We start from the raw sequence: 15226 nt of genomic DNA, 5'->3' as shown, positions 1-15226 counted from the left end.
AGTGGATCTTCAGCGATGACAAATCTATGTCCGGCACAAAACCCTTGTGGGAGCGAGCCTGCTCGCGATGGCGGACGACCCGGTCAATGGCCCATCAACCAATGCTGATGCGGCCCCGGCAGTGTCCAGATCCCAAAAACGATGACCACCAACCCACCGGCCACGCGCACGCTGCGTTTACGCAGCAGGGCGGTGATACGCTCGGCTGCCAGGCCGGTGGCGAGCAGCACCGGCCAGGTGCCGAGTCCGAAGGCCAGCATCAGCATCGCGCTGTCCAGCGCATTGCCCTGGCTGGCGGACCACAGCAGGGTGCTGTAGACCAGGCCGCACGGCAGCCAGCCCCATAACGCGCCCAACAGGAGCGCCCGAGGCAGGCTCGACACCGGCAGCAAGCGATTGGCAGCAGGCTGGATGTGCCGCCACAGTCCGCGACCGACGCTTTCGATACGGGTCAGACCGCTCCACCAGCCAGCCAGGTACAGACCCATGACAATCAGCAGCACACCGGCCAGCACGCGCATGAACATGGCCGCCGGGCTGTTGGCAACGGCCCAGCCGGCCAGGCCGATCAGCAAGCCGGCGGTGGCATAACTCAGGATGCGTCCCAGGTTGTAGGCCAGCAACAGCCGAAACCGCCGGCTGCGCTGTTCCTTGGGAATTGCCAGGGTAAGAGCCCCCATGAGACCGCCGCACATGCCCAGGCAGTGTCCACCCCCCAATAAACCGAGAATGACCGCCGAGACCAGGAGTGGCACCAGATCAAGCATGGGGCGGGGCCTTGTCGTCCGGCTCGCGGGGTTGTCCGTCGGCTTCGTCCACCGCGGCTTTGTGGTTAGGGTCCTGGTCGTCGAACAGGATGCTGTGGGCCGGACCGTCGAGGTCGTCGTACTGCCCGCTGTCCACGGCCCAGAAGAAAATGTAGACGGCAATGGCGACGATCAGCAGCGCCGCCGGGATCATCACGTAAAGAGCTGGCATTGTCGGAACTCCATGACCGCCCGGCTCAGGCCGGCAGCGGACGGGTGTCGGGCGAGGTGTTGTGAATGTGCTCCCCGGGCTGGCGAGTCAGCCTCAGCGCATTCAACACCACGGTCAACGAACTGATGGACATGCCGACCGCGGCCCACACCGGCGTAATCCAGCCGAGGGCGGCGAACGGCAACATGAGGCCATTGTACAGCGCTGCCCATATCAGGTTCTCGATGATCACCCGTCGGGTGCGTCGGGCCAGGGTGAAAGCGTGGACCAGGGCATCGAGGCGGTTGGACAGCAGCACCGCGTCGGCGCTGGTCTTGGCCAGGTCGGTGGCCGAGCCCATGGCGACGCTGATGTCCGCCGCCGCCAGTACCGGCACGTCGTTTACGCCATCCCCAAGCATAAGTACTTTGCGGCCTTGTTGATGCAGCTGTTGCAACACCACCAGTTTATCGTCCGGGCGCAAACCGCCCCGGGCTTCATCGATGCCCAGTTCAGCGGCGACGCTGGCAACCATCGGTGAACTATCGCCCGACAACAGCAGCGTGCGCCAACCCCGCGCCTTACAGGCTGCAAGCAGCGCCGGGGCATCGGTGCGCAGGCGGTCGTCGAGGACAAACCAGGCCAATGGCCCGTCGGTGTCACTCAGCAGCAGCCATTGACCGGGTTCGTCAGGCATCGGCGGAACCGGCGCGCTGCTCAGTTCACACGCAAAGCCGGGCTGACCGATGCGCAGGCGCCGGGTGCCCACCAGACCCTCCAGCCCCAGGCCTGGGAAGCTTTGTACCTGCTCGGCAGCCAGCGGGGCACGGCCGAAGGCGCGGGCGATGGGGTGTTCGGAGCGGTTTTCCAGGGCGGCGGCCAGGCTCAGGCAGTGATCGCTGTCGAGTGCCGCCAATGGCCGAATGGCACGCAAGGCCAGACGCCCTTCGGTCAGGGTACCGGTCTTGTCGAAGATGACGGTGTCGATCTGATTCAACCCTTCCAGCACGTGCCCACGGGTCAGCAGCAGCCCAAGTTTGTGCAGGGTGCCAGTAGCGGCGGTGAGCGCCGTGGGCGTTGCCAGCGACAGCGCGCAAGGACAGGTCGCGACCAGCATTGCCAGCACGATCCAGAATGCCCGGGAGGCGTCCAGTTGCCACCACAACAGGCCGATGGCCGCAGCGGCAACCAGAGAGAGCAGCAGGAACCATTGCGCGGCCCGGTCGGCGATTTCCGCCAGTCGCGGCTTCTCGCCCTGGGCCCGTTCCAGCAGCCGGACGATGGCTGACAATCGCGTATCTTGCCCCAGAGCCAGCACCTCCACCGTCAGGGCGCCTTCGACGTTGAGTGTGCCGGCGGTGACCGCGTCGCCCGCTTGCCGAGGTTGCGGCAGGTACTCGCCGGTCAGCAGCGATTCGTCGATGCTGGATTGTCCATCGAGGATCCTGCCATCGGCCGGCAGGACGGCGCCTGGATGCACCAGCACACGGTCGCCGGTGCGCAATTCACTGAGCAGGATGCGTTCGCTCTGGCCGTTTTCTTCCAGGCGCAGGCACGAGGCGGGCAGCAGGTTAACCAGTTGCGCGGTAGCCGCTGCAGTGCGTTCTCGCGCACGGCGCTCCAGGTAACGCCCCGCCAGCAGGAACAGGGCGAACATGCCCACCGCATCGAAATACAGTTCTCCCACGCCGGTGATGGAGGTCCAGATTCCGGCGACGTAGGCGCTGCCGATGGCCAGGGACACGGAAACGTCCATGGTCAGGTGGCGGGTGCGCAGGTCGCGCATTGCGCCCTTGAAGAACGGCGCGCAGCTGTAGAACACAATCGGCGTGGTGAGAAACAGCGCCACCCAGCGCAGGATGGTGTGCATCTCGGGGCTGAGGTCGATGTTGAATTCCGGCCAGGTGGCCATGGTTGCCATCATCGCCTGGAACCACAGCAGTCCCGCGACGCCGAGCTGGCGCAGGGCCAGGCGGTTTTGCGCGGCGAGTTGCTCGCTGGCCTGATCGGCCTGGTACGGGTGGGCGGCGTAGCCGATCCGGCGCAGTTCGGCCAGCAACGTACTCAGCGGCAACTTTCCATCGGCCCAGCGTACATGCAGGCGATGATTGGAAAGATTCAGTCGCGCCTCAGCCACGGCAGGCAGGCTGCGCAGTTGTTTTTCGATCAGCCAGCCGCAGGCGGCACAGCTGATGCCCTCCATCAGCAGAGTGGTTTCAGCCAACTCGCCTTCGTGGCGGACGAACGATTGCTGCACGTCCTGGCGGTCATAAAGCGTCAGTTCGTCGGTCAACTGAACGGGCAGGGTTTCCGGGTTGGCCGATGCTTCGCTGCGATGCTGGTAATAACTCTCCAGCCCCCCAGCCACGATGGCCTCGGCCACCGCCTGGCAACCCGGGCAGCACAGCTCGCGGGTTTCACCGAGGACGACGGCGGTGAAGCGACTGCCGGGAGGGACGGGCAGGGCGCAGTGGTAGCAGGGCTGGGGAGTTGTCATCAGGTATTCACTGGTACCGCTGAATCCGTATTGTCAGGGAGGGCCTCATCGCGAGCAGGCTCGCTCCCACAGTTGATCGCGGGCGGCCAAACCACCGCAATCCCCTGTGGGAGCGGGCTTGCTCGCGAATGCGCGAAGCGCAGTTGTTTACTTTCTCAGATCCTCAGCACCTTGCAAGGGCTCATCCCCGAGCAAGATGGCCTGGTCATGATTGACCTGCTCCTCCTCGAACAGGCGCCAGGTCTTGTCGCCCTCGACCCCCAGCAATTCGACAAAGCGCCGGCCTTCGATCTTGTCCGTCAACTGGCCCACGTACCGTCCCGGCTCGCTGTCGTTGCGGGTCAGGACAATCTTGCGGTCTTTCTCCGGCTGAGTCGGCGAAATCAGGCTCAATTCCACGGTCTGGGGACGACTGTTGCCGTTCAGACGCAGGTTCACCTCGCCGGTGACGTCGTCCAGCTGCACGTTGGCATGCAGTTGCAGCGTCTGGGCCAGCAGTTCGCGCTCGAGCGAACGGTTGATGCCCTTGCCGGCTTCGTAATAGTTGTCGTTGACCAGATTGTCCGGGTTTTTGACGGCGATGGTCACCATCGTCAGGCTCAGGGTCACCGAGCAGGCCAGGATCCCGATGATGATCCACGGCCAGAGGTGCTTGTACCAGGGGCTGGTGGCGGTTGCTGCAGGCATGTGCATTTCTCTCAACGGGTTTGTGGGCCGATGAACCGGCTCTTGGCTTCGACATGTACGCTGTCGTCATCGGCATCCTTGAGGATGAAGGTCACCTCGTTGGTGCTCGACGGCAGTTGTTCCGGTGCGCTGGACAGTTCGACCGGCTGGCTGACGATATCGCCCGCCGCGACCTTGAATTCCCGCCGGCCTTGCAGCTTGAGATCGGGCAGGCCAGTGGCTTGCAGGACGTACGTATGGTCGCGCTGGTCCTTGTTCATGATCTTCAGGCTGTAGACGTTCTCGATCCGGCCTTCGGCGTTTTCACGGTACAGCACGCGGTCCTTGCTGACGTCGAAGCCCACCAGCGAGCGCATGAAGAACGCTGTCACCAGCAAGCTGATCATCGCCAGCAACACCAGGGCATAGCCGATCAGGCGTGGGCGCAGTTTATGGGTTTTCTGCCCCGACAGGTTGTGTTCAGTGGTGTAGCTGATCAGGCCGCGCGGGTAGTCCATCTTGTCCATGATGTTGTCGCAGGCGTCGATACAGGCGGCGCAGCCGATGCACTCGATCTGCAAACCGTCGCGGATATCGATGCCGGTGGGGCAGACCTGGACGCACATGGTGCAGTCGATGCAATCCCCCAGGCCCAATGCCTTGTAGTCGATGCCTTTCTTGCGTGGGCCACGGCTTTCGCCGCGACGTGGATCGTAGGAAACGATCAGGGTGTCCTTGTCGAACATCACGCTCTGGAAACGGGCGTAAGGGCACATATAGATGCACACCTGTTCCCGTAGCCAGCCGGCGTTGCCATAAGTGGCAAGCGTGAAGAAACCGACCCAGAAATAAGACCAGCCATCGGCCTGGCCGGTGAAGAATTCGAACACCAGTTCGCGGATCGGCGTGAAATAACCCACGAAGGTCATGCCGGTGACGAAGCCGATCAACAGCCACAGGCTGTGCTTGGCAAACTTGCGCAGGAACTTGTTGGCGCTCATGGGCGCCTTGTCCAACTTGATGCGCTGGTTGCGGTCGCCTTCGGTGACTTTTTCACACCACATGAAGATCCAGGTCCACACGCTTTGCGGACAGGTGTAACCACACCAGACCCGCCCGGCGTAGACCGTAATGAAAAACAGGCCAAAGGCCGCGATGATCAGCAGCCCGGACAACAGGATGAAATCCTGGGGCCAGAAAGTCGCACCGAAAATAAAGAACTTGCGCTCCGGCAGGTTCCACCAGACGGCCTGGTGGCCGCCCCAGTTCAACCAGACCGTACCGAAATACAACAGGAACAGCACCGCACCGCCCACCATCCGCAGGTTGCGGAACAGGCCAGTGAAGGCACGGGTGTAGATTTTTTCCCGAGAGGCATACAGGTCGACGCTTTTACTGGCGTCCTTGGCAGGCGGGGTAACGTCATGTACCGGAATCTGGTTGCTCATCAAATGCATCCCACGGCAGTGGAAAATGCCGAGGCCAGTGCGTGCCGACCACGGTCAGAAAGGGTGTTGCAGTGGCGCAATGATACGCCTGTCGCTCTAGCCCAAGGGTGCGACCTTTGGTCGCGTTGGGCGCGAGGTCTGAATGGTGTAGCAGATGTAACAAGTCATGATCCAGATCAATTGACTATAGACATTTCATGGCGCTGGAGGAAAAACGAAACGGTCTGCTGACTCATTCCGCGAGCCCTTCAGGACGCCTTGGAGTTTATGAGCTACGTAATAGTCTGAAGATAGATGGGGTCTCCAAGTCTCGAACTCGCTACGTCCCGGATTCTGGAATCTGAACGTGCTGAAATGCGGCGGCATTACCAGCCTCGGTACTGACTTGGAATTGCTGGCTCTGCTCGTTGAGCGACAAGAGCTCAATGCCTGGCTCGATTTTTAAAATTAAAAAGGCAAGGTTTTTTTTATGGTCGAGAGTTTTTCTATTTCGGCACCTTTTGTAAGTAAATGGTTGAGAGCGGTATCCAGGTCGGGAAACTTCTTGATTTCTTCGTTTTCGTCATCTTCAAGTAAATCCATGCGAGACTCTTCGATCGAGAAGTAATAAGTGTAGTAGAAATTTTCTTGTTTTTTTATGGCGTACTGGATGAGATGTGGGATGCCGTTAATCAAGCGTGTTTCTTCGTAACCACGTCTTTTTCCTTCGTTAAGTGCATCTGTAAGTTTTTTCATGTTTTAGCCTGTGATGTCGATACGAACCATTGTTCCGTCGGCCCGCTTGATGTTGACGTGTGGTAGTTCTCCGTGACCTGTACCTTTCGGGTCGTCGTGACCATAAACTCGTCCTGTTTCCTTGTTGATAGGGTAATCCTTTCTGTATCGGACTTTTCCATCCCGCTTTTTAAATTGATCCATTTTATTTTTCTTTCTGATGCCTTGAGCGTCCTGCGATCCAATGCCCCTGACTTTCTGAGCCTTGGGGAACGCCTCGGCCAACAACTCATTGGCTTCTTTTTTGGTTTTTACCGTTACGACTGTTTTTTGCGGCCCGTTGCGCAAGGCATCCACTTTCTTCGAACAGGCTGCCAGCCCCAATGGGTCGGACCACATAAATGGATTGGGCGAGTAAGCGTAGGTATTCAGTCCTCCCGCCAACCCAATCGGATCCGGCGTCGTAAACCGCCCCACATCCGGATCATAAAACCTGAACGTATTGAAATGCAGCCCCGTCTCTCGATCCAGGTACTGCCCCTGGAACCTTAGGTTCTGCTCTTCGATGTAATATGGCTCGCGCACTTCTTGCAGCGTATTGCCCCACACCCGGTACGTCGCCCGCCAGACGCTGTGCCCGTCGGTTTCGGTGAGTTGTTCGGGCAGGCCGTTGAGGTCGTTGTGGTAGTAGCGCACTTTTTGCAGCGCGCCGCTGCCGTCGACGCGGGCCAGAGGGTCGTAGCCGTCGTTTTCGTAGAGGTAGAGGCTGGTCTGTTGGTGGCGGTGTTCCTGCAACAGGCGCAGACCGTCCCAGGTGAAGCGGGTTTCGCCCAGCGGGTAGCCGCTGGTGTCGTGTTCGGTCTTGGCGATGCGTCGGCCCAACGGGTCGTAGATCATGTTGACGACGCTACCGTTTTCATCGCGCACCTCGATCAGGCGGCTTTCGGCGTCGTAGGCAAAGCGTTGCAGGCCGCGGGCGGCGCTGCGTTTTTCGATCATGCGGCCGAAGGCGTCGTAACGGTAGCGCTTGTCCTGGTAGGTCAGCAGTTTGTTATGCACCACCAGCCCGGCGCCTGCCTGCGGGCCGTCCAGTAGATTGGCGGCGGCGTCGTAGGCGAAGGTTTCGCGCTGGCCGTGCAGGCTGTCCTGGCTGGCGATGATGCGGCCGGTGGCGTCGTAGTGCAGCAACTGGTGGTGTTGCGCGGCGGGTTGCTGGTCGTGTTTGCCAATCAGGTGATCGGCGGGGTCGTACTCGAAGTGCTTTTGCACCGCCGTCGGCGACAACGTGGGCTGGCTGCTGTGGCGGCGTTGCCGCGCGCGCAGGCGGCCGCTGCGGTCGTATTCGCTGCGGGTGCTGATCTGCCCCTGGGTGCGTAGCACTTCGCGGTGCAGGCGGTCGCGCTCGAAGTCGCTGATGACCTGGCCGTCGAGGTTGATCTGGTGCAGGTGGCCGCTGCCGTAGTACAGGCGATTGACCCAGCGGCCATCGGGCAGTTGGGTCTGGATCAGGTTGCCGAGTTCGTCGTAGTGGTGCTGCAGGCGACCGGCCGCGCTGTGTTCTTCCAGCAACTGGCCGAGGGCGTCGTAGACGAAGCTCAGGTTCTGGACGTTGCCTTGTCGGTCGGTGAAGGTGACGGCGGTGAGCTGGTCCAGCGGGTCGTAGTTGTAGTCGGTACGGCCATCGTCGGTGTTCTTGGCGATCAGCCGGCCTGCGGCGTCGCGTTCCAAGCGATGGACGATGGGCTGCGGTGGGGTTTCGGGCACCACGGCGAGACCGTTGCCATAGGCCGCTGGAATGGCTGTTACGGCCGAGACGTTATCGAGCACGTCATAGCTGTAGCGTTTGGCGCTGCCATCCAGGTCCCGTTGCTCGACCAATCGATCCCCGGCGTCCCAGGCAAACCGATAGCTCTCGCCATTCTCATTGACCAGCGCTTGCAGCCGGCCAAAGCCGTCATAGGCAAATTGCACCTGCCGGCCCAGAGCGTCGGTGCGCTGGCGCACCTGGCCGCGACGGTTGTGCTGGTAGCGCGTGGTGTGCCCGGCCGGGTCGGTGTAGCCGGTGAGCTGGCCGGCGGCGTCGCGCTGGTAGTGCTCGCTGCGGCCGTCCGGCAACTGGCTGCCGAGCAAGCGACCTTGGGCGTCGTAGCTGAACTGGATGCGCTCGCCGAGGGCATCGGTGATGGTCTGCAAATAGCCACGCGAGTCGTAGTTGAAGCGGGTGGGGTAACCCGAGCAATCGATGTGCTCGACGAGTTGCCCGAACGGGTTCCAGCGCAGCTTCTTGCTCTTGCCGGTGGCATCGATGATTTCGACGACCTGCCCGTGGCTGTCGTAGCGGTAGCGGGTGACGTGGCCCAGCGGATTGGTCTCGGCGATGCAGTTGCCCCGTGGGTCGTAGCGATACTGCCAGCTTTGGCCGGCGGCGTCCGTGTCCACCAATGGCAGGGCCCAGTGTTCGAGCCACTGGGTGGAATCGCTACGGCCCAGCGGGTCGGTTTCGCTGATCAGGTTGCCGGCTTCGTCGTAGTTGAATGTGTAGCCACCACCTTGCGGGTCGGTGGCGCCGAGCAACTGGCGCTCGTCGTTCCATTCGAACAGCCAGGTCTGACCGAGGTTGTCGGTGGAGCGGATGATCTGGTGCTGGGCGTTCCAGTGGCGGGTGCTGGTGCGCTGCAAGCTGTCGGTGATGCGCGTCGTCCCGGCGATCAGGTCATAGTCGAACTGGTAGGCGTCGCCTTCGTCGGTCCAGTGGCGGGTCACGCGCCATTCCTGGTTTTCGATCGAGGCCCATTCGTAGAAGCAGCGCAGACCGGTGGGCAATTGGTGTTCCACCATGCGCCGCCCGGCGTCGTAGTTGAAGCGCCGTTGCACCTGGCCGGTGGCGTCGCGAACTTCGGCGAGGTTGTTGGCGGCGTCGTAGGCGTAGCTGACCAGCACTTCACGCTGTTGGTCGGGGTAGAGGCGCTCGAGCCGGACGACGCGCTCATGTTCGCGAATCAGCTCCACCTGCACCAGATCGAAGGTGTCGCGCAGGCGCACCAGACGCCCGGCTTCGTCGTAGTCGAGGTGGATGCGGTTGTCGTTGCGGTCGCCCAATTGGCTCAGGCGCAGCAACGAGGCACTTCCCGGCGTCGGTTCGAACAGGCGGTACAGGCCGTCGTCGCTTTCGATCAGCAACTGGCCGTTGACGTGCCGGCGCACGGCTAGGCCTTCACCGGCGCTGAACACCGCGCCGCCCAAGGGGATCGAGCCCATGTCGATGGGGCGGCCCTGTTCGTCGGTGTAGACCAGGGTTTCGCCGCCTTCGGGATGGGGACGAATCTCGACCTGTACCTCGTAGCTCACGCTCCAGCCGACGCCGAACAAGCCGTCGCCACGCTCGTCGCGGCTGTTGTAGAAGCGCTGCCAGTCAATCGGCAGGATGCCGGGCAGGACGAAGTCCAGCTCTTGATCACCGCCCAATACCTTGGCCCCGGTGGCGGCATGCACCGGATTCGACGAACCCATGGCCGCATTGGCCGCCGCGCCCATCGCACTGCTGACCGCCATCGACGCCGCAGCGCCAGCCAGCATGCACGGCAATTTGCTGAAGAACTTCCCCTTGCCGCCCTTGAGCATCAGCAGCGCGGTCACTGCCAGGCCCACGCCCGGTGTCTTGCCGCTGCGAATCTCGCGCACCACCACCGAACCGCCACCGATGGTGACATTGGACGAAATCAGCCCGGACGAGACGACCTTACCGTCGCAGGTGCTGCGGTCGCCGCTGCGCACAGCGGGCTGGCCGTTGATGGTGACCTTGTCCGAGCCTTCGGCCAAAAACTGCGGCGGCATCGGCGGGTGCTTCAGGCAGGTGATCATGTCCAGCGGCTTGGGCACGGCGCCGGGGGCGGGGGTGGCGACGGTGGGGCGCCACATCTGCGAGAAGAAGCTCTCGGCCATGTCCAGGTAGCCGGGCTCGGCCTCGGGTGTCTCGAGTTCGGTCCCGGCTGGCGCGACATGGGACTCGATGGCCCCGGCGGCACGAGCGGCGGGAATGTTGTTGGTCAGGGTGTCGGTGGAGCCGGTGAGGATGTTGGCTTGCACCGTGGGGGGGAATAGGGCATTGCCAATGCCCTCGCAGATATTGCTCAGGCCCTTGTCGGCCCCGGTCTTGCTCATGGCGATGCCGACCACGGCGCCCACCACCGCGCCGAGCAGGAAGCAACCCAGGCCGCCCGTGGCCACGGTGATGCCCGTGGCTGCGACCACGGCGGCGGTCGCCAACGCGGTGATCGCGATGTTGGCCGCTACCTCCAGCACGCCGCCAAGAATATCGGCCATCATCGAGGTGTGGTCGAGCGCATCGCCCAGGCGGGCAGCCCAGAGTGCGTCAGACATGCAGGAGCCCCGGACGTTTGCCGGCCATCTGCTTGAAGGGGTTGATACCTGCCACTGTGCCTGTCTCCTTGGCGGTGAATTGAGGGTCCGTTGTAACGTTATTTCAGCTTGACCAGGGGTTGAGCAGCGCCACGCCACTGCTCTGGAAATCGTTCACGTTGCGGGTGACCACGGTCAATCCATGGACCAATGCGGTTGCGGCAATCAGCGCATCACATTCATTGCTGCGGTCCGGTACGTGCAGGCGGGCGCAGCGCAGGGCGACGGCGCGGTCGACCGTCAGGATTCTACCTGCAAACGCGGGCATGACATGGTTATCCAGCCATGCACGCAAACGGCTGCCTTGGACCGGGTCCTTGCGTTCGAAGCGCAACACACCGGTTTCCAGTTCCAATACGGTAATCGCCGAAACGTAAAGGCTGGGGGCGGGCACGCTGCGCGCCCAGGATTGTACATTCTTGTCTGCCTGCGGTTTGCGCAGTTCCGAGATGACGTTGGTGTCGAGTAAAAACATCAGGACAGGTCTACCGATCGAGGAGAGATGACGGCACGCTCGGTGTCGAAATCGATATCCGGCGCATCGGGCATCACCAGCAACTCGACAATGCTGGTGCCGATGCCGGTGAGTTTTTGGTACTCCTCAATGCTTAGCAGCACATGGGCCGGCTTGCCACGGTCGGTGATGATCACCGGCCCCTCAAGAGTGGCTTTTTTGGCACCACTTGTGTCGTGATTGAATTCGCGGCTGGAAATAGTGGTGATGGACATGGAATTGCCCTCGCTGAAACTTGAATGTAGGCACGTTACTACCTGGATGTGAAGCGCGCAAGGTAAAACAAATGAGCCAGCCATCGGGCCAAACAAAAGGCCCCGCCAATATTCATTGACGGGGCCTTCGGTGTATCAGGTGCTTGTCTTACTGGGCGTCAGCGGCCGGAGCCTTTTCGCCGTGGGACAGGCTGTAGACGTAGGCGGCCAACAGGTGGACCTTGTCGTTGCCTTGCAGGTCAGCCTGGGCAGGCATCTGGCCCTGGCGACCATAGCGGATGGTCTGCTGCAGTTGGGCGAAGCTCGAACCGTAGATGAAACCGGCTGGATGCGTCAGGTCAGGTGCGCCCATGGCAGGCGTGCCTTTGCCGGCTGGGCCGTGGCACGCCACGCAGTTGGCTGCAAACAGCTTCTGGCCGTTGGCCGGATCAGCCTTGGCACCTTCCGGTAGCTTGCGACCGTGCAGGCTGGTCACCACGTAGGAGGCCACGTCGGCTACGCCTTGCTCGCCCACCACGGCAGCCCACCCCGGCATGACCGCGTGACGACCGCCCATGATGGTGGTCTTGATGGTTTCCGGCTCACCGCCCCAGCGCCAGTCGGCGTCGGTCAGGTTCGGGAAACCGTAGGCACCCTTGGCGTCGGAACCGTGGCAAACCGAGCAGTTGGAGGCGAACAGGCGACCACCCATCTTCAGGGCTTGCGGGTCCTTGGCGACTTCTTCGATGGGCATGGACGCGAATTTGGCGAAGATCGGACCGAACTTGGCGTCCGAACGAGCCATTTCCTTTTCCCATTCGTGCACGCCGGTCCAGCCGGTCTGGCCATTGGCGAAAGGGGTCTGCTTTTCGGTGTCCAGGTAGTTATAGCCCGGCAGCAGGCCTTTCCAGTTGCCCAGGCCCGGGTAGAGCACCAGGTAACCGAGGGCGAACACGATGGTGCCCACGAACAGCATGAACCACCACTTTGGCAGAGGGTTGTCATATTCCTCGATGCCATCGAACGAGTGGCCAACGGTCTCGTCCGTTTGTTCGGCGCGCTGGCCCTTGCGGGTCGACAGCAACAGCCAGGTCAGGGAGAAGATCGTTCCCAGACTGAGGACTGTGACGTACAGACTCCAGAACGTAGTCATTCTTTGTTACTCCTAGAAGCTTGCTCGACGTGCTTGATGGCTTCGGGATCATCCGCGAACGGCAGCAAGGTCGCGTCGTCAAACTCCGACTTGCGCTTGGGGCTGAACACCCACAGGGCCAGACCGATAAAGGCCACCATCACGACGACGGTGCCCAGGCCACGAATCATCCCGATATCCATCTAAATCACCGTTTGCTTTTGATGATGGTGCCCAGGCCTTGCAGATAGGCCACCAGCGCGTCCATTTCAGTCTTGCCTTTCACGGCGTCCCTGGCACCGGCGATGTCTTCGTCGGTGTAAGGCACGCCCAGGCTGCGCAGGACTTCCATTTTTTTCGCGGTGTCTTTGCCGTCGAGCTTGTTTTCTACGAGGAACGGGTAGGCCGGCATTTTCGACTCCGGCACCACGTTGCGCGGGTTGTACAGGTGCGCACGCTGCCAATCGTCGGAGTAGCGACCGCCAACACGGGCCAGGTCCGGACCGGTGCGCTTGGAACCCCACAGGAACGGGTGGTCCCAGACGCTTTCGCCGGCAACCGAGTAGTGGCCGTAGCGTTCGGTCTCGGCGCGGAACGGACGGATCATCTGCGAATGGCAGCCGACACAGCCGTTGGCGATATAGACGTCGCGGCCTTCCAGTTCAAGGGCGGTGCGCGGCTTCATGCCTTCGACCGGCTTGTTGGTCACGTCCTGGAAAAACAGCGGAACGATCTGGGTCAGGCCGCCGACGCTGACGGCGATGACCATGAAGAAGGCCAGCAGGCCGATATTCTTCTCTACTGCTTCGTGCTTCATCAGTGAGCTCCAACTACGGCGATCTTGGCGGCGGCTTCAGCTTCAGCCGGGTCAGAAGCACGAACGGTGCGGTACACGTTGTAGGCCATGAGCAGCATGCCGCTGGCGAAGAACGCGCCGCCCAGGGCACGCACGATGAAACCAGGATGGCTGGCTTGCAGCGCTTCGACGAACGAGTAGGTCAGGGTGCCGTCGTCGTTGATTGCGCGCCACATCAGGCCCTGGGTGATGCCGTTGACCCACATCGAGGCGATGTAGAGCACGGTACCGATGGTCGCGAGCCAGAAGTGCGCGTTGATCAGGCCGGTGCTGTGCATCTGCGCACGACCGAACAGTTTCGGGATCATGTGGTAAATGGCGCCGATGGAGATCATCGCGACCCAGCCCAGCGCGCCGGCGTGTACGTGGCCGATGGTCCAGTCGGTGTAGTGGCTCAGGGAGTTGACGGTCTTGATGGCCATCATCGGGCCTTCGAAGGTCGACATGCCGTAGAACGCCAGAGACACCACGAGGAAGCGCAGGATCGGGTCGGTGCGCAGCTTATGCCAGGCGCCGGACAGGGTCATCATGCCGTTGATCATGCCACCCCAGCTTGGGGCCAGCAGGATGATCGACATCGCCATGCCCAGGGACTGCGCCCAGTCTGGCAGCGCGGTATAGTGCAGGTGGTGCGGACCGGCCCAGATGTACAGGGTGATCAGCGCCCAGAAGTGTACGATGGACAGACGATAGGAATAGATCGGACGCTCGGCCTGTTTCGGCACGAAGTAGTACATCATTCCCAAGAAGCCGGTGGTCAGGAAGAAACCCACGGCGTTGTGGCCGTACCACCATTGGATCATCGCGTCGGTCGCGCCCGAGTAGGCCGAGTACGACTTGAACAGACTGACCGGCAGCGACATGTGGTTGACGATGTGCAGCATCGCCGTTACGACGATGAAGGCGCCGTAGAACCAGTTACCGACATAGATGTGCTTGGTCTTGCGCTTGACGATAGTGCCGAAGAACACCAGACCGTAGGTCACCCAGACGATGGCCAGCAGGATAGCCAGGGGCCATTCCAGTTCCGCGTATTCCTTGGTGGTGGTGAAACCCATTGGCAAGGTCACGATCGCGCCGACGATGACGGCTTGCCAACCCCAGAAGGTGAAGGCAGCGAGGCTGTCGGAGATCAGTCGCGTCTGGCAGGTTCGCTGCACGACGTAGTAGGAAGTGGCGAACAATGCACAACCACCGAAGGCGAAGATCACCAGGTTGGTGTGCAGCGGGCGCAGGCGTCCAAACGTCGTCCATGGCAGATCGAAGTTCAACTCCGGCCAGACCAGTTGCGAGGCGATGAAGACACCGAGCCCCATGCCAAGGATCCCCCAGACCACCGTCATGATGGCGAACTGGCGGACTACCTTATAGTTATAAGCAGTCGGACTGATTGCTGTGCTCATTCTAAGGTTCCACGGTTTGGGTGTTTTATTAGGATAAAAATCGGCCGCAAGTATGGAGAAAGCGGGGGGTCATTGCAACGCGCCATGACCTGGGTCAATGCTTTCAAAAGCTGATTCTGCGGCCTTTCCATGTTTTGCGTAGGGACAAAATACGGTCCCGGCAAACGGTCGCTGCAAAGGAAAGAGGCGAGGGGGTCGGGTCGGTTGTAACGGGGTGTGTTTACACAAGGCGTTCGGGTGATACGAGGCGATCTCGGAAATAGCCGGTATCTGCCTGTCTTTGCGGCATTTTTATCGAACGATTGTCGAACACATCGGGTCGGGTCGACCTGAAACCGGCAGTCGCCAGTACACGCAGAGGGAAGCTTAGACCCGATTCCGGTGAACCGAAAGGAAGACCATGGGAGGGTGCGACAATGGGTCGCG

At 61.4% G+C, this 15226-nt stretch carries 13 protein-coding genes; all 13 read right to left on the bottom strand.

Going from position 1 to position 15226, the window contains the following annotated elements; all coding sequences use genetic code 11:
* Window positions 1-83: 83 nt before the first annotated feature.
* Entirely contained in the window at window positions 84-767 is a 684-nt protein-coding gene (locus tag AD666_RS25680; RefSeq protein ID WP_053158787.1) for a sulfite exporter TauE/SafE family protein, read from the bottom strand.
* Window positions 760-978 carry a cbb3-type cytochrome oxidase assembly protein CcoS gene (gene ccoS, locus AD666_RS25675; RefSeq protein ID WP_053158784.1) on the bottom strand — a complete coding sequence of 73 codons (219 nt, stop codon included), beginning with the start codon at window positions 976-978 and terminating at the stop codon, window positions 760-762. Before ccoS ends, AD666_RS25680 begins: the two co-directional genes overlap by 8 nt.
* A 25-nt stretch (window positions 979-1003) precedes the next feature.
* Window positions 1004-3454 carry a heavy metal translocating P-type ATPase gene (locus AD666_RS25670; RefSeq protein WP_053158781.1) on the bottom strand — a complete coding sequence of 817 codons (2451 nt, stop codon included), beginning with the start codon at window positions 3452-3454 and terminating at the stop codon, window positions 1004-1006.
* 147 nt (window positions 3455-3601) lie between these two features.
* Entirely contained in the window at window positions 3602-4141 is a 540-nt protein-coding gene (locus tag AD666_RS25665; RefSeq protein ID WP_053158898.1) for a FixH family protein, read from the bottom strand.
* Window positions 4142-4152: 11 nt separating this feature from the next.
* Window positions 4153-5568, bottom strand: a complete 1416-nt coding sequence (ccoG, locus tag AD666_RS25660; protein WP_053158778.1) for a cytochrome c oxidase accessory protein CcoG — start codon at window positions 5566-5568, stop codon at window positions 4153-4155.
* Window positions 5569-6015: 447 nt separating this feature from the next.
* Window positions 6016-6303 carry a hypothetical protein gene (locus tag AD666_RS25655; RefSeq protein ID WP_156315994.1) on the bottom strand — a complete coding sequence of 96 codons (288 nt, stop codon included), beginning with the start codon at window positions 6301-6303 and terminating at the stop codon, window positions 6016-6018.
* 3 nt (window positions 6304-6306) lie between these two features.
* Window positions 6307-10662, bottom strand: a complete 4356-nt coding sequence (locus AD666_RS25650) for an RHS repeat-associated core domain-containing protein (RefSeq protein ID WP_082339971.1) — start codon at window positions 10660-10662, stop codon at window positions 6307-6309.
* Between the two features lie 103 nt (window positions 10663-10765).
* A complete protein-coding gene (locus AD666_RS25645) occupies window positions 10766-11176 on the bottom strand; it encodes a type II toxin-antitoxin system VapC family toxin (RefSeq protein WP_053158772.1) in 411 nt (136 codons plus the stop codon).
* On the bottom strand, window positions 11176-11430 hold the full coding sequence (locus tag AD666_RS25640; RefSeq protein ID WP_053158769.1) for a type II toxin-antitoxin system Phd/YefM family antitoxin: 255 nt from the start codon (window positions 11428-11430) through the stop codon (window positions 11176-11178). The genes AD666_RS25645 and AD666_RS25640 overlap by 1 nt, the downstream gene beginning before the upstream one ends.
* A gap of 148 nt (window positions 11431-11578) precedes the next feature.
* Window positions 11579-12562 (bottom strand): cytochrome-c oxidase, cbb3-type subunit III, encoded by a 984-nt coding sequence (ccoP, locus tag AD666_RS25635; protein WP_053158766.1) that lies wholly within the window; start codon window positions 12560-12562, stop codon window positions 11579-11581.
* The gene (locus AD666_RS25630) at window positions 12559-12744 is read right to left on the bottom strand and encodes a CcoQ/FixQ family Cbb3-type cytochrome c oxidase assembly chaperone (protein WP_003183474.1); all 186 of its coding nucleotides are present in this window, start codon (window positions 12742-12744) and stop codon (window positions 12559-12561) included. Before AD666_RS25630 ends, ccoP begins: the two co-directional genes overlap by 4 nt.
* A gap of 5 nt (window positions 12745-12749) precedes the next feature.
* Window positions 12750-13358, bottom strand: a complete 609-nt coding sequence (ccoO, locus tag AD666_RS25625) for a cytochrome-c oxidase, cbb3-type subunit II (RefSeq protein WP_053158763.1) — start codon at window positions 13356-13358, stop codon at window positions 12750-12752.
* On the bottom strand, window positions 13358-14800 hold the full coding sequence (ccoN, locus tag AD666_RS25620) for a cytochrome-c oxidase, cbb3-type subunit I (protein ID WP_053158760.1): 1443 nt from the start codon (window positions 14798-14800) through the stop codon (window positions 13358-13360). The genes ccoO and ccoN overlap by 1 nt, the downstream gene beginning before the upstream one ends.
* Window positions 14801-15226: the final 426 nt, after the last annotated feature.

It is taken from the genome of Pseudomonas sp. Pf153, assembly GCF_001269775.1.
Classification (GTDB): domain Bacteria; phylum Pseudomonadota; class Gammaproteobacteria; order Pseudomonadales; family Pseudomonadaceae; genus Aquipseudomonas; species Aquipseudomonas uvaldensis.
The sequence above is the reverse complement of the archived record's forward strand: the minus strand, read 5'-3'. Positions and strand labels throughout refer to the sequence as shown.

Bases quoted from the DNA above. Each gene is read 5' to 3' on its own strand.
- AD666_RS25680 (WP_053158787.1), bottom strand. From the start codon at position 767: ATGCTTGATCTGGTGCCACTCCTGGTCTCGGCGGTCATTCTCGGTTTA.
- AD666_RS25670 (WP_053158781.1), bottom strand. From the start codon at position 3,454: ATGACAACTCCCCAGCCCTGCTACCACTGCGCCCTGCCCGTCCCTCCC.
- AD666_RS25665 (WP_053158898.1), bottom strand. From the start codon at position 4,141: ATGCCTGCAGCAACCGCCACCAGCCCCTGGTACAAGCACCTCTGGCCG.
- AD666_RS25650 (WP_082339971.1), bottom strand. From the start codon at position 10,662: ATGTCTGACGCACTCTGGGCTGCCCGCCTGGGCGATGCGCTCGACCAC.
- AD666_RS25630 (WP_003183474.1), bottom strand. From the start codon at position 12,744: ATGGATATCGGGATGATTCGTGGCCTGGGCACCGTCGTCGTGATGGTG.
- ccoO (WP_053158763.1), bottom strand. From the start codon at position 13,358: ATGAAGCACGAAGCAGTAGAGAAGAATATCGGCCTGCTGGCCTTCTTC.
- ccoN (WP_053158760.1), bottom strand. From the start codon at position 14,800: ATGAGCACAGCAATCAGTCCGACTGCTTATAACTATAAGGTAGTCCGC.
- ccoS (WP_053158784.1), bottom strand. From the start codon at position 978: ATGCCAGCTCTTTACGTGATGATCCCGGCGGCGCTGCTGATCGTCGCC.
- ccoP (WP_053158766.1), bottom strand. From the start codon at position 12,562: ATGACTACGTTCTGGAGTCTGTACGTCACAGTCCTCAGTCTGGGAACG.
- AD666_RS25645 (WP_053158772.1), bottom strand. From the start codon at position 11,176: ATGTTTTTACTCGACACCAACGTCATCTCGGAACTGCGCAAACCGCAG.
- ccoG (WP_053158778.1), bottom strand. From the start codon at position 5,568: ATGAGCAACCAGATTCCGGTACATGACGTTACCCCGCCTGCCAAGGAC.
- AD666_RS25640 (WP_053158769.1), bottom strand. From the start codon at position 11,430: ATGTCCATCACCACTATTTCCAGCCGCGAATTCAATCACGACACAAGT.
- AD666_RS25655 (WP_156315994.1), bottom strand. From the start codon at position 6,303: ATGAAAAAACTTACAGATGCACTTAACGAAGGAAAAAGACGTGGTTAC.